At 70.9% G+C, this 24257-nt stretch carries 23 protein-coding genes and 1 pseudogene; 16 read left to right on the top strand and 8 right to left on the bottom strand.

Features of this window, described 5'->3' with window-relative positions; all coding sequences use genetic code 11:
* The first annotated feature begins 64 nt into the window (after positions 1 to 64).
* From ACWIHT_RS28685 to ACWIHT_RS28650, 8 genes and pseudogenes are all read left to right on the top strand, one after another.
* Entirely contained in the window at positions 65 to 1162 is a 1098-nt protein-coding gene (locus ACWIHT_RS28685) for an enolase C-terminal domain-like protein (RefSeq protein ID WP_456171178.1), read from the top strand.
* 32 nt (positions 1163 to 1194) lie between these two features.
* Positions 1195 to 2580: an ABC transporter substrate-binding protein gene (locus ACWIHT_RS28680; protein ID WP_456171177.1), complete on the top strand. Its 1386-nt coding sequence runs from the start codon at positions 1195 to 1197 to the stop codon at positions 2578 to 2580.
* On the top strand, positions 2577 to 3509 hold the full coding sequence (locus ACWIHT_RS28675) for a carbohydrate ABC transporter permease (protein WP_456171176.1): 933 nt from the start codon (positions 2577 to 2579) through the stop codon (positions 3507 to 3509). Before ACWIHT_RS28680 ends, ACWIHT_RS28675 begins: the two co-directional genes overlap by 4 nt.
* Positions 3506 to 4420, top strand: coding sequence for a carbohydrate ABC transporter permease (locus ACWIHT_RS28670; protein ID WP_456171175.1), 915 nt, complete (start codon positions 3506 to 3508; stop codon positions 4418 to 4420). The genes ACWIHT_RS28675 and ACWIHT_RS28670 overlap by 4 nt, the downstream gene beginning before the upstream one ends.
* A gap of 29 nt (positions 4421 to 4449) precedes the next feature.
* Positions 4450 to 6144 carry a class I mannose-6-phosphate isomerase gene (locus ACWIHT_RS28665; RefSeq protein ID WP_456171329.1) on the top strand — a complete coding sequence of 565 codons (1695 nt, stop codon included), beginning with the start codon at positions 4450 to 4452 and terminating at the stop codon, positions 6142 to 6144.
* The gene (locus tag ACWIHT_RS28660; protein WP_456171174.1) at positions 6141 to 7052 is read left to right on the top strand and encodes an ROK family protein; all 912 of its coding nucleotides are present in this window, start codon (positions 6141 to 6143) and stop codon (positions 7050 to 7052) included. Before ACWIHT_RS28665 ends, ACWIHT_RS28660 begins: the two co-directional genes overlap by 4 nt.
* A 407-nt stretch (positions 7053 to 7459) precedes the next feature.
* A pseudogene (locus tag ACWIHT_RS28655) lies at positions 7460 to 7969 on the top strand (carbohydrate binding domain-containing protein); the annotation flags it as partial.
* 19 nt (positions 7970 to 7988) lie between these two features.
* Positions 7989 to 9209, top strand: coding sequence for a metallophosphoesterase (locus tag ACWIHT_RS28650; protein WP_456171173.1), 1221 nt, complete (start codon positions 7989 to 7991; stop codon positions 9207 to 9209).
* Between the two features lie 5 nt (positions 9210 to 9214).
* Here ACWIHT_RS28650 and ACWIHT_RS28645 read toward each other — a convergent pair whose 3' ends face one another.
* On the bottom strand, positions 9215 to 10180 hold the full coding sequence (locus ACWIHT_RS28645) for a pirin family protein (protein ID WP_456171172.1): 966 nt from the start codon (positions 10178 to 10180) through the stop codon (positions 9215 to 9217).
* A gap of 138 nt (positions 10181 to 10318) precedes the next feature.
* Here ACWIHT_RS28645 and ACWIHT_RS28640 point away from each other — a divergent pair, with 138 nt between their 5' ends.
* From ACWIHT_RS28640 to ACWIHT_RS28630, 3 genes are read left to right on the top strand one after another with little or no spacing between them, the layout of a single operon-like run.
* Positions 10319 to 10801: a MarR family winged helix-turn-helix transcriptional regulator gene (locus tag ACWIHT_RS28640; RefSeq protein ID WP_456171171.1), complete on the top strand. Its 483-nt coding sequence runs from the start codon at positions 10319 to 10321 to the stop codon at positions 10799 to 10801.
* The gene (locus ACWIHT_RS28635; protein ID WP_456171170.1) at positions 10798 to 11244 is read left to right on the top strand and encodes a helix-turn-helix domain-containing protein; all 447 of its coding nucleotides are present in this window, start codon (positions 10798 to 10800) and stop codon (positions 11242 to 11244) included. The genes ACWIHT_RS28640 and ACWIHT_RS28635 overlap by 4 nt, the downstream gene beginning before the upstream one ends.
* A gap of 48 nt (positions 11245 to 11292) precedes the next feature.
* Positions 11293 to 11640 carry a tetratricopeptide repeat protein gene (locus ACWIHT_RS28630; RefSeq protein ID WP_456171169.1) on the top strand — a complete coding sequence of 116 codons (348 nt, stop codon included), beginning with the start codon at positions 11293 to 11295 and terminating at the stop codon, positions 11638 to 11640.
* 61 nt (positions 11641 to 11701) lie between these two features.
* Here ACWIHT_RS28630 and ACWIHT_RS28625 read toward each other — a convergent pair whose 3' ends face one another.
* Positions 11702 to 13096 carry a PepSY-associated TM helix domain-containing protein gene (locus ACWIHT_RS28625; protein ID WP_456171168.1) on the bottom strand — a complete coding sequence of 465 codons (1395 nt, stop codon included), beginning with the start codon at positions 13094 to 13096 and terminating at the stop codon, positions 11702 to 11704.
* Positions 13097 to 13494: 398 nt separating this feature from the next.
* Between ACWIHT_RS28625 and ACWIHT_RS28620 the strand changes: the two genes are divergently transcribed.
* Entirely contained in the window at positions 13495 to 14139 is a 645-nt protein-coding gene (locus ACWIHT_RS28620) for a peptide deformylase (protein WP_456171167.1), read from the top strand.
* Between the two features lie 14 nt (positions 14140 to 14153).
* Here ACWIHT_RS28620 and ACWIHT_RS28615 read toward each other — a convergent pair whose 3' ends face one another.
* The gene (locus ACWIHT_RS28615) at positions 14154 to 15584 is read right to left on the bottom strand and encodes a dihydrolipoyl dehydrogenase family protein (RefSeq protein ID WP_456171166.1); all 1431 of its coding nucleotides are present in this window, start codon (positions 15582 to 15584) and stop codon (positions 14154 to 14156) included.
* Between the two features lie 121 nt (positions 15585 to 15705).
* Here ACWIHT_RS28615 and trxA point away from each other — a divergent pair, with 121 nt between their 5' ends.
* Positions 15706 to 16092, top strand: coding sequence for a thioredoxin (gene trxA / locus ACWIHT_RS28610; RefSeq protein ID WP_456171165.1), 387 nt, complete (start codon positions 15706 to 15708; stop codon positions 16090 to 16092).
* 9 nt (positions 16093 to 16101) lie between these two features.
* Here the strand turns inward: trxA and ACWIHT_RS28605 are convergent, their stop codons facing one another.
* Together ACWIHT_RS28605 and ACWIHT_RS28600 are read right to left on the bottom strand one after the other, a co-directional pair.
* Positions 16102 to 17538 (bottom strand): aldehyde dehydrogenase family protein, encoded by a 1437-nt coding sequence (locus tag ACWIHT_RS28605; RefSeq protein WP_456171164.1) that lies wholly within the window; start codon positions 17536 to 17538, stop codon positions 16102 to 16104.
* 198 nt (positions 17539 to 17736) lie between these two features.
* The gene (locus ACWIHT_RS28600; protein ID WP_456171163.1) at positions 17737 to 18771 is read right to left on the bottom strand and encodes a LacI family DNA-binding transcriptional regulator; all 1035 of its coding nucleotides are present in this window, start codon (positions 18769 to 18771) and stop codon (positions 17737 to 17739) included.
* Positions 18772 to 18911: 140 nt separating this feature from the next.
* Here ACWIHT_RS28600 and ACWIHT_RS28595 point away from each other — a divergent pair, with 140 nt between their 5' ends.
* Positions 18912 to 19586, top strand: a complete 675-nt coding sequence (locus ACWIHT_RS28595; RefSeq protein ID WP_456171162.1) for a TetR/AcrR family transcriptional regulator — start codon at positions 18912 to 18914, stop codon at positions 19584 to 19586.
* 33 nt (positions 19587 to 19619) lie between these two features.
* Positions 19620 to 20756, top strand: a complete 1137-nt coding sequence (locus ACWIHT_RS28590) for an FAD-dependent oxidoreductase (RefSeq protein ID WP_456171161.1) — start codon at positions 19620 to 19622, stop codon at positions 20754 to 20756.
* A gap of 7 nt (positions 20757 to 20763) precedes the next feature.
* Here the strand turns inward: ACWIHT_RS28590 and ACWIHT_RS28585 are convergent, their stop codons facing one another.
* Positions 20764 to 21444 carry a TetR/AcrR family transcriptional regulator gene (locus tag ACWIHT_RS28585; RefSeq protein ID WP_456171160.1) on the bottom strand — a complete coding sequence of 227 codons (681 nt, stop codon included), beginning with the start codon at positions 21442 to 21444 and terminating at the stop codon, positions 20764 to 20766.
* A 102-nt stretch (positions 21445 to 21546) separates the two neighbouring features.
* Between ACWIHT_RS28585 and ACWIHT_RS28580 the strand changes: the two genes are divergently transcribed.
* Complete coding sequence (locus ACWIHT_RS28580; RefSeq protein WP_456171159.1) at positions 21547 to 22110, top strand: NAD(P)H-dependent oxidoreductase; 564 nt, start codon at positions 21547 to 21549, stop codon at positions 22108 to 22110.
* A gap of 73 nt (positions 22111 to 22183) precedes the next feature.
* Here the strand turns inward: ACWIHT_RS28580 and ACWIHT_RS28575 are convergent, their stop codons facing one another.
* Both ACWIHT_RS28575 and ACWIHT_RS28570 read right to left on the bottom strand, forming a co-directional pair.
* The gene (locus ACWIHT_RS28575) at positions 22184 to 23065 is read right to left on the bottom strand and encodes an LLM class F420-dependent oxidoreductase (protein WP_456171158.1); all 882 of its coding nucleotides are present in this window, start codon (positions 23063 to 23065) and stop codon (positions 22184 to 22186) included.
* Positions 23066 to 23139: 74 nt separating this feature from the next.
* Positions 23140 to 24087 carry a TerC family protein gene (locus ACWIHT_RS28570; protein ID WP_456171157.1) on the bottom strand — a complete coding sequence of 316 codons (948 nt, stop codon included), beginning with the start codon at positions 24085 to 24087 and terminating at the stop codon, positions 23140 to 23142.
* Positions 24088 to 24257: the final 170 nt, after the last annotated feature.

Raw genomic sequence — 24257 nt, 5'->3', positions numbered from 1 at the left:
CGCCCGCTTCCCAGCCAGAACGCCTCCCAGCCAAAACGTTTCCCTACAGAAGACGAAAGCCAGGATGAAGATCACCCATGTCGAAGTACACCGGATCGATGTTCCGGCAGCCAGTCCGCCCTTCCGCTGGCGCGACGGGCTGAGCGGCAGCGCTCCGGTGGGCGACGGCGCGGTCCTGCACATCGGGACGGACGAGGGGGCCGAGGGCGTCGCGCTGTTCGCCCGCCCCGGCGCCCACGTCGTCCTGCGGGACCTGGTGGACCGGGTCTTCCGCGAGGAACTGGTCGGCGCCGACCCGTTCCAGCGGGAGTGGCTGTGGCACCGGGTGTGGGAGCTGGACCGTATCCACGAACTCCCGCTCCCCACCCTGGGGTTGATCGACATCGCCCTGTGGGACCTGGCTGGCCGTTACCACGGCGAACCGGTCTGGCGTCTGCTCGGCGGCTTCCGGGACGCCATCCCCGCCTACGCCTCCACCTCGACGTTCGCGAGCGTCGCGGAGTTCCTCGACGTGGCGGACCAGTGCCTGGCCCTCGGATATCGCGGCATCAAACTGCACGCCTGGGGCGACGCCCGCCGTGACGCCGAACTGTGCCTGGCCCTGCGCGAGCACGTCGGTCCCGACGTCCCGCTGATGTACGACGGTTCGGCGGGCTTCGACCTGCCCGACGCGATCCGGCTGGGGCGGGCGCTCTCCGAGGCCGACTACCTCTGGTACGAGGAGCCGATCCGGGAGTTCAGCATCTCGGCCTATCAGCGGCTCGCCGAGACCGTGGACGTACCGCTGCTGGTGGCGGAGACCTCCGACGGCGCGCACATGAACGCGGCGGACTTCATCCGGTCCGGTGCCGCCACCTTCGGCGTCCGGGCCGGGACCACCCTGCGGGGCGGCATCACCGGCGCGATGCGCACCGCGCATCTCGCCGACGCCTTCCGGCTGCGGGCCGAGGTGCACGGTTCGGACATCCCCAACCACCACCTGTGCATGGCCATCTCCAACACCACCTACTACGAGTCCCTGGTGACCTCGGTGAACGTCGTCCGAGAGCGCCATGTGGACGACCAGGGCCTGGTGCACGCCCCCACGGGGCCCGGCATCGCCCTCCCCCTCGATTTCGGCTACGGCGGCGAACTCCTGCCGTTCGTCGAGCAACCGCGCTGAGCGGCGCGAGAACAGAAAGGCAAGGCAAGACGATGGAGTCTTCCCGATCTCCGAGAACCGGTCGGCGTCACTCGCTGCTCCGCGCGGCGGCCATCACGCTGTCCCTGGCCACCGCGGCCGCCCTGGCCGGTTGCGCCAGCGCCGACACCACCACCCCTTCCGCCTCCAAGGAGTCGGCGTTCAAGCCGGCCGCGCAGAAGGCGGGTTCACAGATCACGGTGTGGGCCGACTCGACCCGGCTGCCGTCCGTGCAGGCCTACCAGAAGTCGCATCCCGACGTGAAGATGAAGATCGTCACGTACGACGGCGGCGCCGACGGATCGACGTATCTCCAGTCGAAGGTGCAGTTGTTCGACCGGACGGGCAGCGGCTGGCCGGACGTGGTGTTCGGCAATCCGACCGACGTGACCTGGGCCTCGGAGGCCACGAAGCCCGGCGCACAGCCCTTCGCCGCGCCCCTGGACGAGAAGCTCGTACCGCAGACCACTCTGGACGGCTTCGCCAAGGGATCTCTGACGCCCTGTCAGTTCAACGGCCACACCTACTGCATGCGCAACGACATCGCGCAGGTTCTCCTCTGGTACAACAAGTCCCTCATGGACAAGTGGGGTTACCAGGTCCCCACGACATGGCAGGCGTACGAGGCCCTCGGCAAGAAGGTCGCCAAGGAGCACCCGGGCTATCTGGTGGGCTCGGTCGGGGACACCAACTCCCATGAGTCGTACTTCTGGTCGGGCCAGTGCCCCGCGTTCGACCTGGTGAAGCCCGACACCCTGCGCACCGACCTGGCCGATCCGAAGTGCACGCGGATGGCGACGCTGTTGGACACCCTGATCAGCGCCAAGGCCGTCGCCACCCAGGGCTTCTTCAGCCAGGGCTTCGCGAAGAACAGCGGCTCCAAAGTCCTTATGGCGTACGGCCCTTCGTGGTATGGGCAGTACCTGTTCAAGGCCGGTTTCAAGACCCCGGCCAAGCAGATCGCCGCGGCTCCCCCGCTCGCCTGGGAAGGGGAGAGCACGACCGCCACGGGCAACGTCGGCGGCGGTGTGTGGATGGTGTCCTCGCACAGCGCCAACCTCAAGTCGTCCACGGATCTGGTGACTTGGCTGACGACCTCCGACGAGAACCAGGCCACCGCGCCCACCTATCCGGCGTACACCCAGGCCGCGAAAGCCTGGCTGGCGAACCCGGCCAACAAGGACTACTTCGCCAACGATGTGAGCGGGCCGTTCGAGCAGGCCGCGAACGAGGTGTGGACCGGCTGGTCGAACACCAAGTTCTCGGACTCCACCGCCTGGTCCAGCGTCGTCCTCCCGGCGCTGACCGCCGGAAAGAGCCTGACCGAGACGCTGCCCGCCTGGCAGAAGGAGATCGCCGGCGAGGCAAAGACCCAGGGCTACAAGGTGGTCGATCAGTGACCTTGCTGGAGACCGAGCGCGTCGCCGTCTCCCCCGTGCGCCACGGCATCACGCCGCGGCGCACGGGCCGCGGTCGCGCGGGCTACTTCTTCGTCGCCGGGTACGCGGTGCTGCTGCTCGCGTTCGGCGTCTTCCCCACCGGGTACGCGTTCTATCTGTCGCTCACCAACGACCGGGGCCAGTTCACCGGGCTCAACCAGTTCACGAAGGTCGTCCAGGACTACCGCTTCGTCCCGGCCTTCACCCACATGTTGATCTACCTGGTCATGTGGCTGGTGACGCTGGTGGTCGTGGTCGTGCTGACCGCGGTGATCCTGCGCAGCCGGGTGCGGCCGGGCACCTCGGCGCTCTTCCGCTTCCTCTACTACATCCCCGGCGCCCTCGCCGGAGTGGCGAGCGTGCTGGTCTGGCTGTTCATGCTGGATCCCGATGTCAGCCCGGTGTCACGGCTGTTGACCGCCCTGGGGTTCAAGACGTTCGCCGCCGTCCTGGCACCCGGCAACCTGCCGCTGATCCTCATGCTGATCGCGTTCTGGACCGGCGCCGGCGGCTGGATGGTCGTGATGTACGGGGCGTTGAACAACATCCCCGACGAGGTGCTGGAAGCGGCCCGTATGGACGGTGCGGGCCCGTGGCGCACCGCCTGGCACATCCAGATCCCGATGATCCGGCAGTGGATCGTCTACATGACGATCATGGCCTTCGCGACCGGCACCCAGCTGTTCGTGGAGCCCCAGCTCCTCCAGACCGCGAGCCTCGGCAGGGTGAGCCCCACCTGGTCGCCGAACCAACTCGCGTACGTCTACGCCTTCCAGCAGGGCGACTTCAACGGCGCCGCCGCGATCTCCGTCGTCCTCCTCGCCGTGGGTCTCCTCGCCGCCGGTCTCCTGGTCGCCCGCTCGAACCTGTTCAAGTTGGACGAGAAATGACACAGACGACGCCCTTCCTGGCGGCCGTGAGGCGACGCGCCCACCCGTCAAGGAGCCTTCCGTTCCTGGTGGTTGGCCTCCTCCTGGCCCTTCTCCTCGTCTTCTTCGTGCTGCCGGTGATCTGGCTGCTGCTGGCCCCGTCGAAGACCGCGGGCGAAGTGGTGCGGGACAACCCGCTCTCCTTCGGTTCGTTCCATCAAATCGGCGCGGCCTGGCGGCACTTGTTCGCCTTCCAGGACGGCGCCATGTCGAGGTGGCTGCTCAACTCGGCCATCTACTCGGGCGGTTCACTCGTCCTGACGCTGCTCGTCAGTGTTCCGGCAGGCTACGCGCTGGCGCTGACGAAGTTCCGGGGCCGCCAGACGCTCCTGGTGATCACCCTGGTCACCATGATCATGCCGCAGGCCACCCTGGTGCTGCCGATCTTCCTGGAGCTGAACCGCTTCCATCTCATCGGCACCGTCTGGTCGTTGATCCTCCCCTTCTCCTTCTATCCGTTCGGCGTGTACCTGGTCTACATCTACTTCGGGAGCAGCCTTCCCAGGGACCTGCTGTCCGCCGCGCGCATCGACGGCTGCACGGAGTGGCAGCTCTTCTCCCGCATCGCGCTCCCGCTCGCCAAGCCGGTGATCGGACTGGTCGCGTTCTTCAGCTTCGTGGGCAACTGGAACAACTTCTTCCTGCCGTATCTCGTGCTGCCGAACAGCGAGCAGTTCCCGGTCCAGGTGGGCCTGAACCAACTGCTCACCTCCACACCGTCGTTCAACCCCGTCGCCGGTGCGGGACTGAACATCACCATCCCCGAACTCGCCCTGGCCATCGTCATCGCCATCCTGCCCGTGCTGGTGCTCTTCCTCTTCTCCCAGCGCACGCTGGTGTCCGGGATGCTCGCCGGATCGAGCAAGGAATGACCGCCGCTCCGGCCCCCGAAGGAGACTCCGTGTACCGGCTCGATCCGCGCTACGCCCCCGCCCCGCAGGCCGTCCTCCGCACGGGCTGGCAGGCGGTGGCCGCCCAACTCCCCTACGGCCGCGCGGTGGTGGCCGTCGACGGCCCCCCGTCCGTCGACTGGTCGCTCCTCGCCGACCGCCTCGCACACGAACTGACCGGGCGCGGCACCCCCGTCACCCTGCTGGACCTCCGCAGCCACTACGCACCGCCGGCACTCGTCAGCAGCCGTACCGAGCGACCGGAGGACGCCGACGACCCCTACTTCCGCAAGCTCGCCGACAACTCCCTCGACGACCTCTTCGAGAACCTGCCGCCGTCCGCACTGCCTTCTGAAGGACTACTCCTCGTCTACGGGCCCGGCGCGGCCCTCGTGGAGCACGACGTGCTCTGGTACGCCGATGTGCCCAAGCGCTATGCGGAGGCCGCCGTCGGCGCGGGTGAGACGGGCGCCAACCTCGGTCTGCCGGACGAGAAGCCCGACTTCAGACGTCTCTTCTACATCGACTGGCCGATGCTCGACCGGCACCGCGACGCGCTCGCCCGCCGCCTCGACGGCTGGCTCGACATGCAGCACCCCGGCCAGCCGGCGTGGCTCGACGGAGCAGGGCTGCGCGCCACCTGCGCCACCCTGGCCCGCCGTCCCCACCGCACCCGCCCGTACTTCAACTCCACGCCCTGGGGCGGCCATTGGGCACAGCGCGAACTCGGCTTCAACCCCGACTCCCGCAACACCGCGCTCGGTTACGAGCTGATCGCGCCCGAGGCGGGCGTCCTCATCGGCACCGGGCCGGAGGCCCAGGCCGAGGTGCCGTTCCAACTCATGTGCGTACTTGAGCCGTTGAGCGTGCTGGGGGCGGAGGTGCACGCCCGCTTCGGTACGTCGTTCCCGATCCGCTTCGACTACCTGGACACCGTCGGCGGCGGCAGCCTCTCCGTGCACTGCCACCCCAAGGAGTCGTACATGCGCGAGCGTTTCGGCTGGGACTACACCCAGCACGAGACGTACTACCTGACCCTTGGCAGCACCGACACGAAGGTGTATCTCGGGCTGCGCGAGGACGCCGACGTCGACGTCTTCCGCAAGGAGGTGGAGCGGGCCATCAGCGACGGAGTCCCCATGGACCCCGAGGACCACGTCCTCGCCTTTCCCGCCGAGCAGGGCCAGTTGTTCATGATCCCGGCGGGCACCCCGCACGCCAGCGGCGCGGGCAACCTCGTGCTGGAGATCAGCGCCACCCCGTACCTCTACAGCCTGCGGTTCTACGACTGGCTGCGGCCCGGCGCCGACGGCAACCCGCGCCCGCTGCCCTACGAGCACGGGTTCGCCAACCTGGAGACCGGACGGCGTGGTGCGGCCGTCGCCCGCGACCTGGTGCAGCAGCCGCGCACTCTGCGCGAGGGCACGGGCTGGCGGGAGGAGGTCATCGGTGGGCTGGCCGAGATGTTCTACGAGGTCAGGCGCTTCGTGCTGGACGCCGACGCCGAGGCCGTCGACGACACACAGGGGCGGTTCCACATCCTGAACGTGGTGGAGGGCGATGGCGTCACCGTGCGCACGGCGGCCGGAGACCGGCACGAACTGGCCTACGCGGAGACCCTGACCGTGCCCGCCGCGGTCGGCCCGTACACCCTGCGGGCGACCGGTGACGGCCCGGTGCGGGTCGTGAAGGCGCTGGTCCGTTGATCCCTGTCCTGGAGATCGGCGGCACCCATGTCACCGCCGCGCTCGTCGACCTGCGCGACGGGCGGGTCACCGGCCGTGCGCGCGAGCCGCTCGACGCGGACGGCGCCGCCGAGGACATCCTCGACGTCGTACGGTGCTGCGCCGACGGGCTGTCGGCGCCGCCCGGCGCACGGTGGGGCGTCGCGGTGCCCGGGCCGTTCGACTACGCGAGGGGGGTCGCCCTCTTCCGGGGCGTGGGAAAGTTCGACGCCCTGTACGGGACGGACGTCCGGGCGGCACTCCTGCACGGACTGCGACAGCGCCCCGGCGACGTCGTGTTCCTCAACGACGCCCACGCCTTCCTGACCGGCGAGTGGTCCACGGGCACCGTCCGGGGGCATCGCCGGGCCGTGGGCATCACGCTCGGCACGGGTGTCGGCTCGGCGTTCCTGGCCGACGGCCGCATCTGCGAGGCGGGTCCCGGCGTACCGCCCGAGGGCCGGATGGACCTCACCGAGATCGACGGCCGACCGCTGGAGGACACCGTCTCCCGCCGTGCGATCCTCGCCCGCTACGGCGACCCCGCCGCCGATGTGCACGACATCGCCGAACGGGCCAGGGCGGGAGAGGAGCGGGCCCGGCGGGTGCTGGACGGCGTCTTCACCGGACTGGGCGCCGTGCTGGGCCCGCGCCTGCTGGCCTTCGGCGCGACCGCGCTGGTAGTCGGAGGCTCGATGGCCCGTTCCTGGGACCTCGTCGCCCCGGCGCTGACCGCCGGTCTCGGGGTCGGGGGCTGGACACCGGACGACTCGCGTGCCGCGAGTGCGGCCGGGGTCCGACCCCCTCGCGCGATGACACCCGCCGGCCCTGCGGGGGACGCCGCGCTGGTGGGCGCGGCCCGCGCGGCGGTGGTGGGAGTTCCCGGCTGAACCTCCGTGGCGGACGTTGCGTATCCATCCGCAGGGACAACTCCGGTCTCTGCCACGGGATGTGACGTAAGGAGAGCGCCGTGCCCATACCGCCCGGGTCCGAGTCGGCGGACGACCGCACCGCGCTGGAGCCCATTCGTGTGCTGCGCCCGCGCAGCACCGCCGCGTTGGCCCAACTCCTCGACGACATACGCCAGGACGAGCACTACCGCGGCCACGCGACCGAGCCCGCACCCGTCCCGCGCACTTCGCCCGAGGGCGAGACGGAGGAACTCCCGCCCGTCCCCGGCCGCGGGACGGCGGAGCAACTCCCCGCGGTCCGCCCCCGTTTGGGACCCGGTCAGCGCCGGGCGGCCGTGCTGATCGCGGTCGCCGCGGCGGCCGTCGTCGGCTTCGGCTGCTCTCTCCTGATCCCGAGCCATACGGAGGCCGCCCCGGCCGCGCCCTCGGCGAGCGCGTCGACCGCCCCGACGTCCGCCGCACCGACCTCGGCCGCCCCCAGCGCGGTCGGGACTCCCGACGCCCTGACCAACCCCGGCTTCGAGTCGGGCGGCAGCTCGCCGTGGAACTGCGCCGGGAACCCGGGCTCGATCGTCTCCTCCCCCGTCCACTCGGGCTCCAAAGCCCTCAAGGGGACGGTGAGTTCGAGCGACACCGCGCAGTGCGACCAGACCGTCGCCGTACAGCCGAACACCACCTACTCGCTCAGCGGCTGGGTCCGCGGCTCCTACGTCTACCTGGGTGTGAGCGGCGGCACCTCCACCTGGACCACGTCCCCGTCCGGCTACAGCCGCTTGACCGTCTCCTTCACGACGGGCCCGTCCCAGACCAGCGCGACGATCTACGTCCACGGCTGGTACGCACAGGGCGACTACTACGCCGACGACATCACCCTGGGCGTGTCCGGCGGTGGTGGCCCTACCTAGAGTGGGAGGCGTGACCGACACCAGCGACACCCGCCCCGCCGACACCGAAGCGCACGTTCCACGGCGGAGCCTGCTGCACCGCCTGATGCGCTACCTCCCCCTGATCGCCCCGGTCCTGCTGTGGGCCGTGCCCTGCGGGGTGCTCCTGTACACGGGCCAGCACTGGCCGCTGGCCGTCACGCTCACCGGCACCGCCCTGTTCGTCCTCGGTCTCGTCGGTATGCCGCTCGCGATGATGCGCGGCCACGGCCGACGCCAGCAGGACCGGATGGCGATCCTCGGTGACACGCTCCTCGGCGGCAGCTGGATCCTGTTCACCTGGTCCGTGCTGCTCGGCGTCCTGCTGCGGCTCGCCCTGACCGTGGCCGGCGTCGGCGACAGCCAGGACCGGGCCCGCATCGTCAGCTGGGCCGTCCTCGGCACCACCGCCGTACTGCTCGCCTGGGGCTACGCCGAGGCCCGCCGCGTGCCCCGCGTGCGCCGCCTCGACGTCCAACTCCCGCGACTGGGCGCCGGGTTGGACGGCACCCGCGTCGCCCTCATCACCGACACCCACTACGGCCCGCTCGACCGCGCCCGCTGGTCGGAGCGGGTGTGCGAGACCGTGAACACCCTGGAGGCCGACCTGGTCTGCCACACGGGCGACATCGCGGACGGCACGGCCGAACGCCGTCGCGCCCAGGCCGTTCCGCTCGGCACCGTGCGAGCCACCAAGGCCCGGGTCTACGTCACCGGCAACCACGAGTACTACAGCGAGGCCCAGGGCTGGGTCGACCTGATGGGCGAGCTGGGCTGGGAGCCGCTGCGCAACCGGCATCTGCTGCTCGAACGCGGCGGCGACACCCTCGTGGTCGCCGGCGTGGACGACGTCACCGCCGAGTCCTCCGGTCTGGCGGGCCACCGCGCCCACCTCGCCGGAGCCCTGGACGGCGCCGACCCCGACCTGCCCGTCCTGCTCCTGGCGCACCAGCCCAAGTTCGTCGACCGGGCGGCAGCCGCGGGCATCGACCTCCAGCTGTCCGGCCACACCCACGGCGGCCAGATCTGGCCCTTCCACCACCTGGTCCGCCTCGACCAGCCCGCCCTGGCCGGTCTCAGCCGCCACGGCTCCCGCACACTGCTCTACACCAGCCGCGGCACCGGCTTCTGGGGCCCACCGTTCCGCGTCTTCGCCCCCAGCGAGATCACCCTGCTGGTACTCCGCTCACCGCAAGCGACCGCCGCGCCGTAGCCCCGTCAGCGCACTCTCCCCCGCGGCTTCAACGCCAGCGGGGGCAGCTCGGGGGCCGGCAGCGGCGCGCCGTCGTACCCCTTCACCTCGCCGAACCGCGATCCCGTCATCCAGTCCGCACGCGCCTGCTCGATCTCTTCCTGGGACCGTCCGATCCAGTTCCAGAACATGATCAGCTCCTCCTCGAACGGCTCGCCCCCCAGCAGCATCAGGCCCGCGTCCGACGCGGCGCGCAGCGGGAGTTCGGTGCGGCCGCAGCCGAGGTAGAGCATCGAGCCGGGGAGGACCGGGACGCCGTCGACGTGGGCCTCGCCGGACATGGCGAGGACGGCGTACTCGAAGTCCGGTTCCAGGGGCAGGCGTACGTCCGCGCCGGCCGTGAGGGCCAGGTCCGCGCCGACGATCGGGGTGTACGTCGTGCCGGGCGAGGCCGCGCCGTCGATGTCGCCGAGGACGATCGTGGCGCGCAGGCCCGGCGCCGTGACGACCGGCAGCTCCGCGTGGTGCTCGAAGTGCGGCTCGACGTGGCGGTCGCTGTCGGGGAGGGCGACCCACAGCTGTGCGCCGTGCAGGAACCGGGCATGCGTCTTGGGGCTCTGCTCGGCGTGGCTGATCGCCCGGCCGGAGGTCATCAGGCCCAGTTCGCGCGGGCGGATCGTCGCGACGCTGCCGGTCGAGTCGCGGTGCAGCACCTCGCCCTCGTGCAGCCAGCTGACGGTCTGTAGACCCATGTGAGGATGTGGCGGCACCTGCATGCCGGGCTCGTCGGCGATGTCGTCGGGGCCGTAGTGATCGACGAAGCACCAGGCGCCGACCATCCGACGGCCCAGGTTGGGCAGCAGCCGGCGGACTTCGGTGGACTCGCCGAGCTGGACCTTGCGAGGGCTGAGGAGTTCACGGACGGGCTCCGCCACCACGAAACCGCGGCCGCCGCACAGGGCCGGAACCGCTTCGCGATCAAGATTGCTCATGGCGACAACCTAGTCCCGTCGAGGCCCTTACGTCAGTCCGTCAAGCGCCGGTCGATCCCCCGGGGCCGCTCCCCCGCCGTCGCCGCTCCGTCCGAAAAATAGTAGCCATGGATATAGTATCCATGTACTGTATCGGTCATGAGTACGGCATCCGAGGGCGCGACGCCCGGTTTCCTGGTCTGGCGACTGTCGATGAAATGGCGTGTGGCGGTCGACCGCGCGGTGGCACCCCTGGGACTGACCCATGCGCAGTACTCCCTGGTGGCGTCGCTGTACGGCATGCACCGCTCCGGGCTGCGCCCCAGCCAGCGGCACCTCGCCGACCACACCGGACTCGAAGCCCTCTACGTGTCGAAGCTGGCCCGCGCCCTGGAGTCCGCGGGCCTCGTCGAGCGCACCCGGGACCCCCGCGATCCACGCGCCGTCCAACTGGCCCTCACCGACGAGGGCCGCGAGGTGACCCGGCGGGCGATCAAGGTCGTCCACGGCCTTCTGGAGCAACTGCTGGAACCGCTCGGCGGCCTCGACAGCGAACGGACCCGGGAGTTCGGCCGGGACCTGGCGATTCTGCTCGACACACCCCTCAACCCCGCGAGTGAGCACGAGAAGGAGCAGTCATGACCACCGCCACCACGACCCCCGCCAACGCACGCATGCTCGGTCTGGCGCACTACGCCGCCCGCGCCGTCCTGGAGAGCGTCCTCGTCCGCCACGGCGTCGGCTTCCAGCAGCAGATCACCCTGCGGCCGGTCGCCCTCGCCGCCGGGCCCGTCGACCGCGGGCAGCTCGCCGCGGACACCTCGTCGGCGCTGAAGGTCGACGAGGACTCCGTGCAGGCCACCATCGACGAACTGATCACGGCCGGGCTGCTCGGGACGGACGCGTCCGACGTGCGGATCACGGACGCGGGCCGGGAGCTGTTCGAGCGGATCACGAAGGAGACGAGCGCGGCGAGCGCCAGGGTCTGGGGCGACCTCCCCGAGGAGGACCTGCTGGCCGCCGGTCGCGTTCTCACCCTGGTCACCGAGCGGGCCAACGCCGAGCTGGCCGCCATAGCGGAGTAGTGGAATATTCAACCAACATGGTCCGTTGAGGGCGTCGAAGGAGGTCAAGTGGACATGACGTACTACGACCACGGAACACCGGCGGAGCGCTGGGAGCGCGCGCAGATGTTCTTCGACGCCAAGGACTACGCCGCCGCGGCCCGGGTGCTGGGCGGGCTGGTCGAAGAGGTGCCGGAGCAGACCGGACCGCGCCTGCTGCTGGCGCGCGCCTACTACCACTCGGCCCAACTGCGGCGCGCCGAGACCGAGTTGCGGGTCATCGTGGAGCGCGACCCGGTCGAGCACTACGCGCGGCTGATGCTGGGCCGCACGCTGGAGCGGCAGGGCCGGCACGAGGAGGCGGGACCGCATCTGCGGATCGCCTCGGCGCTCGCGGGTGACTTCGCCCAGGTCTGAGACGCGGTGACGTAAGTGAAGGGGCCCGATTCCTTGACGGAACCGGGCCCCTTCGTCCGTGTCACTGCTTCGCGTACGTCCGGCGGCCCTGCCGGTGGGCCATCTCGCCGAGCACCACGTCCACGACGATGAACGCGGCCAGCGGAATGCCCAACAGCGGGACGAAATAGCCGAGTACGGCGATCACCGCCAGGCACGGGACGAGGACCAGCGGGGACAGCTGGGCCCAGGCGCCGCGCGGGATCGGGCGGCCGAAGGAGGAACCCCGGCCGCGCTGCCACCACATGCGGTAGCCCCACACGATCAGCAGGATCAGCGAGAGGGCGAGCAGCATCAGGACTATCTGATTCACGAGTCCGAAGAGGACGCCGGTGTGCAGGTCGATGCCCCAGCGGGTCAGCTTGGCTAGCAACGGGTAGTCGGCGAAGCGGAGTTCGTCGGTCACCTTGCCGGTGGTGGGGTCGACGGCGACCGCGTCCTGTTTCTCGGGCCAGCTGCGCTGGACCTGTTTGACGACGTACGTCGAGTTCGCGTCGGCGGGCGGGACGATCTCGACGGGGTTGCCCAGCCCCTCGGCCCGCGCGGCGGCGAGGATCTTGTCGAGGCCCACTCCGTGTTCGGCGTCGCCGGTCGCGGTGGAGCCGCCGTGCCCCGCGTGCTCACCGCTCGCCGCGGCGGACACCGAGGGCGTGGACTGGCCCAGGGAGGTGCGGAGTTCGTCGATGTTGGCGCCCGCGTACGTCGACCAGGTCAGTCCGGTCGCCGAGAGGAAGATGAACCCGGCGGCGGCCCAGACACCCACCGTGCCGTGCAGGCCGAGGGTGCGACGGCGTCCGCTGGTGCCGCGCAGTTTGCGCAGGGCGCGGCGGCGGGAGAACCACAGCACCAGGCCGCCGGCCGAGATGACCCACAGCCAGCTCGCGGCGAACTCGCTGTACAGGCGGCCGGTTTCGCCGAGGTTGAGATTGCGGTGGAGGTCGTCGATCCAGGTGCGCAGCGGGAGCGCGCCGGTCGAGCCGTACTGCTCCAGCGCGCCGCGCACCTTCCCGGTGTACGGGTCGACGAACACCGCGAGGGTGTGGTCGGAGCGGACGCCCGCGACGCCGGAGAGCATGACGCGGGTGGTGGCGCCCGCCTTCGGGGAGGGCCGGACCGCCGAGACCGTGCCCTCGGGGTGTGCCTTGCGGGCGGCGGTCACCTGCTGCGAGATCGGCAGCTCGCGGTCGCCGACGGGGACGGTCAACTCATGGGCGTACACGATCCGTTCGGCCTGGAAGGCACCGGCGTACAGGAACCCTGTGGTCGCGGCGACGAGCAGGAACGGGGCGACGAGCACTCCGGCGTAGAAGTGCAGGCGCAGGACCAGGGGGCGGAGCGGGGCCCAGCGGCTGGGGGACGGTGCCGGGGCGGGCTCTTGCGGGACCTCGGCCGGGGCGGTCGAGGGAGCGGTGGACATGGGCGGGCTTCTCCGGGTGGCAGGGGACGAGGGGGCGGGCGGACCGGGGAGGGCGACAGAGGCAGGTCGGCCAGGTACGGGGGCAGAGACGGGTGGACCGAGGGGCAGAAGTAAGTGGACCGAGGGGCGAGGCAGGTGGGCCGAAGGGCGATGCGGGTGAACCGGGAGCGGGCGGATGAACCGGCGGGCGGAGGACGAGGACGGCGGTGGTCGGGGGACGACAGGCGGGCGGCAAGCTGGGCGGGTGGCTACGAAGGCGACGGACGGTCGGGCACGACTCCCGGACGTGTCGAAGCCGTAGTGATCCAGTAGTCGGCGCGTCGAGGCCCCGAGTTCCCGTGACTTCGCGTGGCGTGGGTCACATCAGGTGGCGCCGGAGGCCATGGCATCCTGGCGCGATGGCACTTCCCAGTGATCGCGCGCCCCTTGCCGAACGGGTCGAGGAACTCCTCGCCGCCGACGGTCCGTTGCCCATCGTCTCGGCCGGTGACCCGGTGCTCAGGCGTGAAACCGAGCCGTTCGACGGCCAGTTGGAGCCGGCGTTGCTGGCCCGGTTCATCGAGGCGCTGCGCGTGACCATGCACGCGGCGCCGGGTGTGGGCGTCGCGGCCCCGCAGGTCGGGGTGGAGCTGCGGATCGCGGTGATCGAGGACCCGGCGCCGGTGCCGGACGAGGTGCGGGTGGTGCGCGGGCGGGTGCCGCAGCCGTTCCGGGTGCTGGTCAATCCGTCGTACGAGCCGGTCGGTGACGGTCGCGCCGCGTTCTTCGAGGGGTGCCTGAGCGTGCCGGGCTGGCAGGCCGTGGTGGCGCGGCACGCCGAGGTGCGGCTGACCGGGCAGGACGAGTACGGGCGGGCGGTGGACGAGGTGTTCACCGGGTGGCCCGCGCGGATCGTGCAGCACGAGACGGACCACCTCGACGGCCTGCTCTACCTGGACCGCGCGGAACTGCGCTCGCTGTCGTCCAACGAGGCGATGGCGGAGCGCTGGGCGCAGCCGACACCGGACGAGGCGTCGGCTGCGCTCGGCTTTCAACTGCCGTAGGACATCAGGGGTGTTCAGCCCCGGTGGGCCTCCAGCAGGCGGAGCCAGATCTCGCTGATCGTCGGGTAGGACGGGACCGCGTGCCACAGGCGGTTGATCGGGACCTGACCGGCGACGGCGATGGTCGCGGAGTGGATCAGTTCGCCGACGCCGGGGCCGACGAAAGTGACGCCGCGCAGGGTCTCGTCGTCCAGGTCGACGATCATGCGGGCGCGGCCCCGGTAGCCGTCGGCGTAGAGGCCGGCACCCGCCACCGAGGAGAACTCGACGTCGACCGCGCGGACGCGGTGACCGGCCTGCTCCGCCTCGGCGAGGGAGAGGCCGACGGCCGCCGCCTCGGGGTCGGTGAAGACGACCTGGGGTACGGCGTCGTGGTCGGCGGTCGCCGCGTGGGCGCCCCAGGGGTCCGTCTCCAGCAGCGGGACGCCCTCGGCGCGGGCGGCGATCGCGGCGCCCGCGATGCGTGCCTGGTACTTGCCCTGGTGGGTGAGGAGGGCACGGTGGTTCACGTCGCCGACCGCGTACAGCCAGTCGCTGTCCTCGACGCGGAGGGAGTCGTCCACCGTCAGCCAGGAGCCGGGTTCCAGGCCGATGGTGTCGAGGCCGATGTCGTCCGTCTGCGGGGCGCGTCCGGTGGCGAAGAGGATCTCGTCGGCCTCGATGCGGTCGCCGCTGTCGGTGACGGCGACGACGGTGCCGTTCTCGCGGGTCACCGCCGTGACGGACGTCCCCGTGCGCAGGTCCACGCCCGCCTCGGTGAGCGCGTCGGCGACCAGTTCGCCCGCGAAGGGCTCCATGCGGGGCAGCAGGCCCTTGCCGCGGACGAGGAGGGTGACCCGGGAACCGAGGGCCTGCCAGGCGGTGGCCATCTCGACGGCGACGACCCCGCCGCCGACCACGATCAGGCGGCCGGGCGCGGCCTTGGCGCTGGTGGCCTCGCGGCTGGTCCACGGCTTGACATCGGCGAGTCCGGGCAGGTCGGGGAGGAGGGCGCGGGTGCCGGTGCACACGGCGACCGCGTGCCGGGCGGTGAGGACGTGCCGTACGCCGTCGGGGCCCGTCACCGTCACCTTGCGGGGGCCGTCGAGGCGGCCCTGGCCTCGGTACAGGTCGGCGCCGATGCCGTCGAGCCAGCGGACCTGGCCGTCGTCCTTCCAGCCCGAGGCCTCGTAGTCGCGGTGGGCGAGGACCGCGGCGGTGTCGAGGGGGCCCTGGACGAGATGGCCGAGGCCGGGCACGCGGCGGGCGTCGGCGCGGGCTATCACCGGGCGCAGCAGGGCCTTGCTGGGCATGCAGGCCCAGTACGAGCACTCGCCGCCGATGAGTTCGCTCTCCACGATCGCGGTGGAGAGACCGGCCGCACGGGTGCGGTCGGCGACGTTCTCCCCCACGGGCCCGGCCCCGACCACCACGACGTCGTACTCGATGGATTCCGTTTCCGTCATGGGGCCAGTCTGCTGGGTGGTGTGCGCGGAGGCCACACGGGTAGGGGCCCGGAATACGGGCCCGGACGACCGTGTTGTCCGAGGCGGCTTCGCCCCACATCGAGGAAGAGGGAATCACGTCATGAGCAGCACCGTGGAGCTCACCAAGGAGAACTTCGACCAGACGGTCACGGACAACGACTTCGTCCTGATCGACTTCTGGGCGTCCTGGTGCGGGCCGTGCCGTCAGTTCGCCCCGGTCTACGAGAAGGCCGCCGAGGACAACCCGGACCTGGTCTTCGGCAAGATCGACACCGAGGCCCAGCCCGAGCTGGCGCAGGCCTTCGGCATCCAGTCGATCCCCACGCTGATGATCGTGCGTGACCGTGTCGCCGTGTTCGCCCAGCCCGGCGCGCTGCCGGAGGCGGCCCTGACGGACGTCATCGGCCAGGCCCGCAAGCTCGACATGGACGAGGTCCGTAAGTCGGTCGCCGAGCAGCAGGAGCAGGCCGAACAGAACGGCAAGTGAGCGGACCGCTCAGAACGGGTACGACGCCACGTCTCCGCGCACCGTCGTCCAGCGCACGTCGGTGAAGGCCTCGATGTTGGCCTCGCCGCCGAAGCGGGCGCCGGTGCCGGAGGCGGCGACCCCGCCGAAGGGCGCCACGGCCTCGTCGTTGACGGTCTGGTCGTTGATGTGGACGATCCCGGTCGGGATGCGTTCCGCCAGGTCCAGGCCGCGGGCCGCGTCGCGCGTGACGATGCCGAGCGAGAGGCCGTACGGCGACGCGGCGGCCAGCGACGCGGCTTCGTCCGCGGTGGCGAAGGGCCGTACCGGCGCCACCGGGCCGAAGACCTCCTCCGCGTAGGCGGGGGTGTCGTCGACGACACCCGCGAGGACGGTCGGCCGGTAGAAGAGGTCCTCGTGTGTGCCGCCCGCCGCGAGCCTGGCGCCGCTCGCGGTACTGGCCTCAACAAGGCCGTGAATCTTGGCGAGTTGGGCCGCGTCGATGATCGGGCCGAGGTGCACCTGTGCGCGGTGCGGGTCGCCCACGGCGAGCAAGTCGGCCTTGGCGGCGAGGCGTTCGACGTACTCCTCGTAGAGCGACTCGTGGACGAGGTGGCGGCCGGTCGTCATGCAGATCTGGCCCTGGTGGAAGAACGAACCCCAGGCCGCCGTGGAGATCACCGCGTCCAGGTCGGCGTCCGCCAGCACGATCAGGGCCGAGTTCCCGCCCAACTCCAGGTGTGCGCGCTTGAGATGGCGCCCCGCCGCCTCACCGACCGCGCGCCCGGCCGTGGTTGAGCCGGTGAAGGAGATGACCGGCACCTGCGGGTCGGCGACCAGTGCGGACCCCACTTCCGCGCCGCCGGGCAGGACTTGGAGGAGTTCGTCGGGCAGGCCGGCCTCCGCGAAGACCGCCGCGAGGGCCAGTCCCCCGCAGACCGCCGTGCGCGGGTCGGGTTTGAGGACGACCGCGTTGCCGAGCGCGAGGGCGGGGGCGACCGAGCGGATGGAGAGGATCAGCGGGGCGTTGAACGGCGCGATCACGCCGACGACTCCGACCGGGACACGCCGGGTGTACGACAGCCGGGACGCCTCCGAGGGGAGGACCTGGCCGGTGGGGCGGGAGGCGAGCGCGGCGGCCTCGTAGCACTCCTGGGCGGCGACGTGCAGTTCGAAGTCCGCCTTGCCGGGGATCGACCCGGACTCCCGGACGAGCCACTCGCGCAACTCCTCGGCGTGCGCGGCGAACAGATCGCCGGCCCTGCGCAGCACTCCGGCGCGGACGAAGTGCGGGACGCGCGCCCACTCGGCCTGCGCGGCTCCGGCCGCCCGCACGGCGGGGCGTATGTCCTCGGCGGCGGCGAGCGTGACGGTGGCGAGCTGGTCGCCGGTGGCGGGCTCGGTGACCGGGTACTCGGGGCCCGACAGCGGGCGGGACTGCCAGATCTTGGGGTCGAGCAGGGGCATGGCGGCTCTCCGATCCGTCAACGGCGGGACCCGCGCGGGTAGTTGGAGTCCCGGGTCGTGCGCGTGACGGGATGCGGTGATCCGGCGCAGACGTCAGGACCGCATCCGTGATCGAACGCACCCCCTGTCTGGTTGAGCACGCAACATTCTAGTCGCGTACGGCGCGTTCGCCCCCGGACCGCGGTCGTCGGATCCGGTTCAGCTGGAGTCGCGGTGCACCACCGAGGCGCCGAGCAGTTCGTGCACGCCCGGCACCGAGCCGGGGTCGCGGACGGCGTTGTCGACGAGTTCGGCGAGGTCGCCGCCGGACGGGAGCTGGATGTGGACGGTGCTCAGACGCGGTCGCAGCAGCCGGCCGATCATCAGGTCGTCGGCGCCGATCACGGCGGTGTCCTCGGGGATGCGGACGCCTTCGTCCTGGAGGGCGCGCATCAGCAGCATCGCGTACTCGTCGTTGTACGCGAACACCGCGTCGAGGCCGAGCGCGTCCCACTGGGCGGCGGTCTTGGCGGCGCTCTCCTCGCTGTAGGCGAGCGGGAGTTCGGTCACCGTGGCGTCCGTGCCGACCAGCGCGCGGCGCACGCCAGCGAGGCGGGGCCGGGAGAAGATCCCCATCCCCGGCTCCTCGGGCACGACCACACCGATCCGGCGCCGGCCGCGGCCGTAGAGGTGCGTGCCGGCGGAGTGGCCGACGCCCTCGTGGTCCAGGAGCAGGACGTGGGCGCCCTCGATCGGCTCGGGGCCGAGCGTGATGACGGCCCGCGCCCCGGAGCGCTTGAGGACCGCGACGCCCTGCGGACCGAGTCCGGCGCCGGGCACCAGGACGGCGACCGGGCGCAGTTCGGCCCAGGCGCGGGCGGCCTCGTCGCCGCGCAGACCCACGGAACCGTGCTGGACGACCGTGTAGTCGAGGCGGCTGAGCGCCCACTGGAGTTCGTTGATGAACCTGCTGTAGAGGAGCCCCACTTGCATGGGCGGCGCCGGCATCAGCACCATGCGGCTGTGTCCGGCGCGCAGGCTGCGGGCCGCCGCGTGCGGGACGTACCCCAGTTCCTTGGCGGCCTCGTGGACGCGGCGACGGGTGGGCTCGCTGATCCGTACGGCGCTGGTGTTGTTGAGGACGTAGGAGACGGTCGCGCGTGAGACCCCGGCCAGGCGGGCCACATCGGCGCTCGTGGGCACGGAGCGCGGTGCGGGCGACGGGGTTGCGGGCGTATTCGGTATCTGCACCATGACGTACGGCATCTTGGCAGAAGCCGGGGGCGGGCAGCGCGGCGGGGGAACGGTCGTCACAACCGCAACATGGTCCGGGATTTCACGAACATGTTCGTCACGAACTTGTTCGGAGCGAACATGTTCGTTACTGTGAAGGCATGACAGCTCGCCCCGACACCCCGCGCAGCCGCCGCGAACGCCCGGCGAAACCCGCCCTGAACAGGGAAGGCATCGTCGCCGCCGCGGTGGCGGTGCTGCGCGCCGAAGGCCTGCACAAGGTCACCATGCGGCGCCTGGCCCAGGAACTCGACACCGGTCCGGCCTCGCTGTACGTGTACGTCCGCAACACCGCGGAGCTGCACGCGGCAGTTCTCGACGAACTGCTCGGCACGATCGGGCCCGTCCCGGCCGAGGGCACCTGGCGCGAGCGCCTGGAGCAGGTCCTCACCGCGTACACCGCGATGCTCTTCCAGCACCCGAGCCTCGCCCGTTCGGCGCTGACGGCCTGGCCCAGCGGCCCGCACTACCTGAACCTGATCGAGAGCCTGCTCGCCCTGCTCGACGAGGGAGGCGTTCCGCCCGCCCAGGCCGCGTGGGGGGTTGATCTGCTGCTCCAGCAGGCCACCGCGACGGCCGCCGAGCACTCGGCCGAAGACACCCCCCGGGACGACTGGGACGCCCTGACCGACGCCCTGCGCAACGTCTCCGACCGGACCCACCCGCACATCGCGGCCCGCTCCGCGGAGCTGCTGTCCGGGGCGGGCGAGGCCCGTCTGTCCTGGAGATTCCAGGCACTGATCGCCGGGATCGAACGGACCGCAGTCCCCAACTGACCTTGTTTCACGCTTACTTCAAGGAGGCCCATCATGACCACACCCCACCACCCCCTCGCGATCATCGGCGGCGGACTCGGCGGGCTCACGCTCGCCCGGGTCCTGCACGTCAACGGCGTCGAGGCCGCCGTCTTCGACCTCGACGCCTCCCCCGCCGCACGCACCCAGGGCGGCATGCTCGACATCCACGACGACTCGGGGCAACCGGCGCTGCGCGCGGCCGGCCTGTACGACGAGTTCCGCGCCCTGGTCAACCCGGGCGGCGAGGCCACCCGCGTCCTCGACAAGGCCGCCACGGTCCTGCTGGACGATCCCGACGACGGCACCAGTGGGCGCCCCGAGATCGACCGCGGCCAGCTGCGCGACCTGCTGCTGAACTCCCTGCCCGAGGGCACCGTCCGCTGGGGCGCGAAAGTCACCGACGCCCACCCGCTGGACGGCGGCCGGCACGAGGTGACCCTCTCCGACGGCACCTCCTTCACCACCGACCTGCTGATCGGCGCGGACGGCGCCTGGTCCAGGGTGCGGCCGCTGCTCTCGGACGCGCTGCCCGCGTACACCGGCATCTCGTTCGTCGAGGCGGACCTGCCGGACGCCGCCCTACGGCATCCGGTGAGCGCCGAGGTGGTCGGCGACGGCATGCTGATGGCCCTCGGCGCGGGCAAGGGCTTCCTGGCCCACCGCGAGACCGACGGGAGCCTGCACATCTATGTGGCGCTCGCCGTCCCCGAGAACGCGTTCGACGAGGTCGACTTCACGGACACCGAGGCGGCGAAGGCGTACACGCTCGGGCACTTCGCCGACTGGGACAAGAGCCTGCGGGCGCTGCTCGGCGACGCGGACGGGCCGCTGACCCCGCGGCGGATCCACGCGCTGCCGATCGGGCACCGCTGGCACCGGGTGCCCGGGGTCACGCTGCTGGGCGACGCGGCCCATGTGATGTCCCCGTTCGCGGGCGTCGGCGCCAACCTGGCGATGTTCGACGGGGCCGAACTGGGCCTCGCGCTGGCCGCGCACCCGGGCGACACCGAGGCCGCGCTCGCCGCCTACGAGGAGAAGCTGTTCCCGCGCAGCGAGGAGTCGGCGGCGGACTCGGCGGCCAACGGCGAGCTGATGTTCCGGGCCGACGCCCCGCAGGGCATCCTCGACATGTTCGCGGGCCACGCCTGAGGCGGACTCAGCAGGGCGGCGGTGTCGCGGTCACGCGGGCGACGAGGTCGATCCAGCCGGCCTCAAGACGTTCCATGGGCATTCCGCACTGCCGGGTCAGATGGTTGATCAGGGCGGGGTCCAGATACGCCAGGAGCGTCTGGGTGAGCAGCTCGCAGTCGGCGTCGGGCAGGATCTGCCGCAGCAGCATCATGACGTGGGTGCGCAGTGCCCACAGCGCGGAGTGGGCGAACCGGCGGGTGGGCTCCGGCTGAGCGGCCAGTTGCAGGTCCAGGTGCTCGGCGTTGCGGTACAGCACGGCCACACCGAAGGCCCGCAGCCGCTCGACGGGCGGGGCTCCGGGGCCCAGGGGCGGCGGGCCGCCGATGAAGTCGGCCTGGAGCGTCTGCGCGGAGTGGTCGAGCAGGGCCATCAGCAGGCCGGTGCGGTCGCCGAAGCGGCGGAAGACGGTCCCTTTGCCGACCTGGGCCGCCGCTGCCACCGCCTCCATGGTGACGCCGGCCACCCCGTGTTCCGCGATCAGGCGGGCGGCGGCCTCCAGCAGCTTGGCCCGGTTGCGGGCCGCGTCGGCGCGCAGGCACGGCTCGTCGCCGAAGGAGCGGACCTCCAGCAGCTGGGGTTCGCTTATGGACTCCTCGGGCTTCGGGAAGGGGGGCAGGGCGCTGGACATGAAGACAGCGTAAAGCACCGGGAACAGAACTGGACCGCGGTCCGCTTAGGCTGGTACAACTTTTAAACGGACCTCGGTCCGGATCGTTACAGCAGTGTTTCAGCCCCCCTTGGAGTTTCCATGTCTGTTCGTATCCTCGCGCTCGTCGGCAGCCTGCGTGCCGGCTCGCACAACCGCCAGCTCGCCGAGGCCGCCGTGAAGTTCGCGCCCGAGGGCTCCGACATCGAGATCTTCGAGGGTCTCGCCGACATCCCGTTCTACAACGAGGACATCGACGTCGAGGGCGATGTCCCGGCCGCCGCCGCCAAGCTGCGTGCCGCCGCCGCCGACGCGGACGGGTTCCTCTTCTTCTCCCCCGAGTACAACGGCACCATCCCGGCCGTCCTGAAGAACGCCATCGACTGGCTGTCCCGCCCCTACGGCGCCAGCGGCTTCGGCGGCAAGCCGGTCGTCGTGGTCGGCACCGCTTACGGCCAGTTCGGCGGCGTGTGGGCGCAGGACGAGGCCCGCAAGGCCGTGGGCATCGCCGGCGGCAAGGTGATCGAGGAGCTGAAGCTCTCGATCCCCAGCTCCGTGGTCCGCTTCGCCGAGACCCACCCGTCCGAGGACGCCGAGGTCGTCGCCCAGCTGACCGAGGTCCTCTCGCAGCTGAAGGGTCACGCGGGCGAGGCCGTCGCCGCCTGACCGAGGCTCCTTGATTCACCGTGGAAGGGGCCGGAGTTCCCATGAACTCCGGCCCCTTTCCCGTCGGTTGACGTCAGTCCAGCTGGGCCAGGCGCGGTACCGCGGGTGCCACGAACCGTTCGATCCACTCGGCCGGTTCGCCGGTGCGCGGGCCCAGGATCACCGTGTCGACACCGAGCTTGGTGAAGCCGTCGATCTCCGCCAGGAACGCGTCGAGGTCGCCCGTGGTGACCGACTCCCCCATGTGGACGATCGTCTTGCGGATACGGTCGTAGTCGCGCCCCAGCCGGTCGCAGTGACCGCGCAGCACGTCGAGCTTGTGCCGCAGCTCGTCCGGTGTCGACACGATCAGGTTGCAGGCGTCGGCGTACTGGGCGACCAGCCGCAGGGTCTTCTTCTCGCCACTGCCGCCGATCATGATCTCGGGGTGCGGGCTGCTGACCGGCGCGGGCACGCACAGGGTCTCGGCGAGCCGGTAGTGCTCGCCCTCGAAGGGCCCGTTGTTGTCCGGGTCCCACATCTGGAGGCAGATCCGCAGGGTCTCCTCCAGCCGCTCGAAACGCTCCGCGACCGGCGGGTAGTGCACGCCGAGACCGTGGTGCTCACGGTCGTACCAGGCGGCCCCGATGCCGAGCGTCGCCCGGCCGCCGGAGAGCACGTCGAGGGTGGTGGCGATCTTCGCGAGCAGCCCCGGGTTCCGGTACGTCACACCGGTCACCAGTGCGCCGAGGCGGACCGTGGAGGTGTGGCCGGCCAGGAAGCCGAGGGTCGTGTAGGCCTCCAGCATGGCGTCCTCGGCGCCGCCGTTGAACTCCATCTGGAAGTAGTGGTCCATCACCGAGAGCCAGCTGACGCCCGCCGCCTCGGCCGCGACGCCCGCGGCGGCCAGCTCGGGCCCGATCGCCGCGGGCCCTCCGGGATGGTTGAACCGGTTGATGTGCACACCGACCCGCATGTCCGACTCCGTTTCGCAGTTCGTCCGGACCTTCACCGTCCTTCGTGACGGTAGGTCTTCGAGCGTTCTCGAAGTCAAGCGCTTTGCGTCCTCGTGGCGCGCAGGCTGGTGAACGTCGTCACCGCGAGCACCAGCACGATGAAGCCCAGCGAGAAGGGGATGGAGATCTGCGGGACGTGCACCCCGGACTCGTGCAGGGCGTGCAGCACCAGCTTGACGCCGATGAAGCCGAGGATGATCGACAGGCCGTAGCTGAGGTGGACCAGCTTCTTCAGCAGGCCGCCGATGAGGAAGTAGAGCTGGCGCAGGCCCATCAGGGCGAAGGCGTTGGCGGTGAAGACGATGTACGGGTCCTGGGTGAGGCCGTAGATCGCGGGGATCGAGTCGAGCGCGAAGAGGACGTCGGTCGAGCCGATGGCGAGCATCACGACCAGCATCGGGGTCATGATCCGCTTGCCGTTCTCCGTGATGAACAGCTTGGTGCCGTGGTAGCGGTCGGCCACTCCGAAGCGGCGTTCGGCGATCTTGAGGAGCTTGTTCTCCTCGTAGTCCTCCTCGTGTCCGCCCTTGCGGGCGTCCTGGACGAGTTTCCAGGCGGTCCAGATCAGGAACGCGCCGAAGAGGTAGAACACCCAGGAGAACGTGGAGATGATGGCGGCGCCGGCCGCGATGAAGCCGGCGCGCAGCACCAGGGCGACGAGCACGCCGACCATCAGGACGCGCTGCTGGTACTGCGAGGGCACCGCGAACTTGCCCATGATCAGCACGAAGACGAAGAGGTTGTCGACGCTGAGCGACTTCTCGGTGATGTACCCGGCGAAGAACTCGCCCGTGGGCCCGCTCCCGCCGAAGATCAGCAGCCCGAGCCCGAACAGGCAGGCCAGGACGACCCAGACCACGGTCCAGGTGCCCGCTTCCCGGATCGACACGTCATGGGGTTTGCGGCCGATGAGGAAGTCGACTCCGACGAGTGCGCACAGGGCGGCGATCGTCAGCAGCCAGACGGTGAGGGAGACGTTCACTGGTGCTCCTGGTACGGGACGGTCCGTGGGGGTTTGGACATCGTTGTCGGCGTAGAGGATCCTTTCCACGTCCCGCGGGTGAACAACAGGTCACGTCCTGACCGGGCACCCGCCGTCCGGCGGAGAGGTTCCGCCGGACGGCGGCGGGCGGATCGGGGGCAACAGCGCGG

The organism is Streptomyces sp. NPDC002276, from assembly GCF_053891435.1.
Note: the sequence above shows the minus strand (reverse complement) of the source record. Positions and strands in the feature narration are given on the sequence as shown.

What these genes read in the sequence shown, in the direction of transcription:
- ACWIHT_RS28685 (WP_456171178.1), top strand. Translation starts at nt 65, where the DNA reads ATGAAGATCACCCATGTCGAAGTACACCGGATCGATGTTCCGGCAGCC.
- ACWIHT_RS28680 (WP_456171177.1), top strand. Translation starts at nt 1,195, where the DNA reads ATGGAGTCTTCCCGATCTCCGAGAACCGGTCGGCGTCACTCGCTGCTC.
- ACWIHT_RS28670 (WP_456171175.1), top strand. Translation starts at nt 3,506, where the DNA reads ATGACACAGACGACGCCCTTCCTGGCGGCCGTGAGGCGACGCGCCCAC.
- ACWIHT_RS28645 (WP_456171172.1), bottom strand. Translation starts at nt 10,180, where the DNA reads ATGAGCAATCTTGATCGCGAAGCGGTTCCGGCCCTGTGCGGCGGCCGC.
- ACWIHT_RS28640 (WP_456171171.1), top strand. Translation starts at nt 10,319, where the DNA reads ATGAGTACGGCATCCGAGGGCGCGACGCCCGGTTTCCTGGTCTGGCGA.
- ACWIHT_RS28635 (WP_456171170.1), top strand. Translation starts at nt 10,798, where the DNA reads ATGACCACCGCCACCACGACCCCCGCCAACGCACGCATGCTCGGTCTG.
- ACWIHT_RS28625 (WP_456171168.1), bottom strand. Translation starts at nt 13,096, where the DNA reads ATGTCCACCGCTCCCTCGACCGCCCCGGCCGAGGTCCCGCAAGAGCCC.
- ACWIHT_RS28620 (WP_456171167.1), top strand. Translation starts at nt 13,495, where the DNA reads ATGGCACTTCCCAGTGATCGCGCGCCCCTTGCCGAACGGGTCGAGGAA.
- ACWIHT_RS28615 (WP_456171166.1), bottom strand. Translation starts at nt 15,584, where the DNA reads ATGACGGAAACGGAATCCATCGAGTACGACGTCGTGGTGGTCGGGGCC.
- trxA (WP_456171165.1), top strand. Translation starts at nt 15,706, where the DNA reads ATGAGCAGCACCGTGGAGCTCACCAAGGAGAACTTCGACCAGACGGTC.
- ACWIHT_RS28605 (WP_456171164.1), bottom strand. Translation starts at nt 17,538, where the DNA reads ATGCCCCTGCTCGACCCCAAGATCTGGCAGTCCCGCCCGCTGTCGGGC.
- ACWIHT_RS28600 (WP_456171163.1), bottom strand. Translation starts at nt 18,771, where the DNA reads ATGGTGCAGATACCGAATACGCCCGCAACCCCGTCGCCCGCACCGCGC.
- ACWIHT_RS28595 (WP_456171162.1), top strand. Translation starts at nt 18,912, where the DNA reads ATGACAGCTCGCCCCGACACCCCGCGCAGCCGCCGCGAACGCCCGGCG.
- ACWIHT_RS28590 (WP_456171161.1), top strand. Translation starts at nt 19,620, where the DNA reads ATGACCACACCCCACCACCCCCTCGCGATCATCGGCGGCGGACTCGGC.
- ACWIHT_RS28580 (WP_456171159.1), top strand. Translation starts at nt 21,547, where the DNA reads ATGTCTGTTCGTATCCTCGCGCTCGTCGGCAGCCTGCGTGCCGGCTCG.
- ACWIHT_RS28575 (WP_456171158.1), bottom strand. Translation starts at nt 23,065, where the DNA reads ATGCGGGTCGGTGTGCACATCAACCGGTTCAACCATCCCGGAGGGCCC.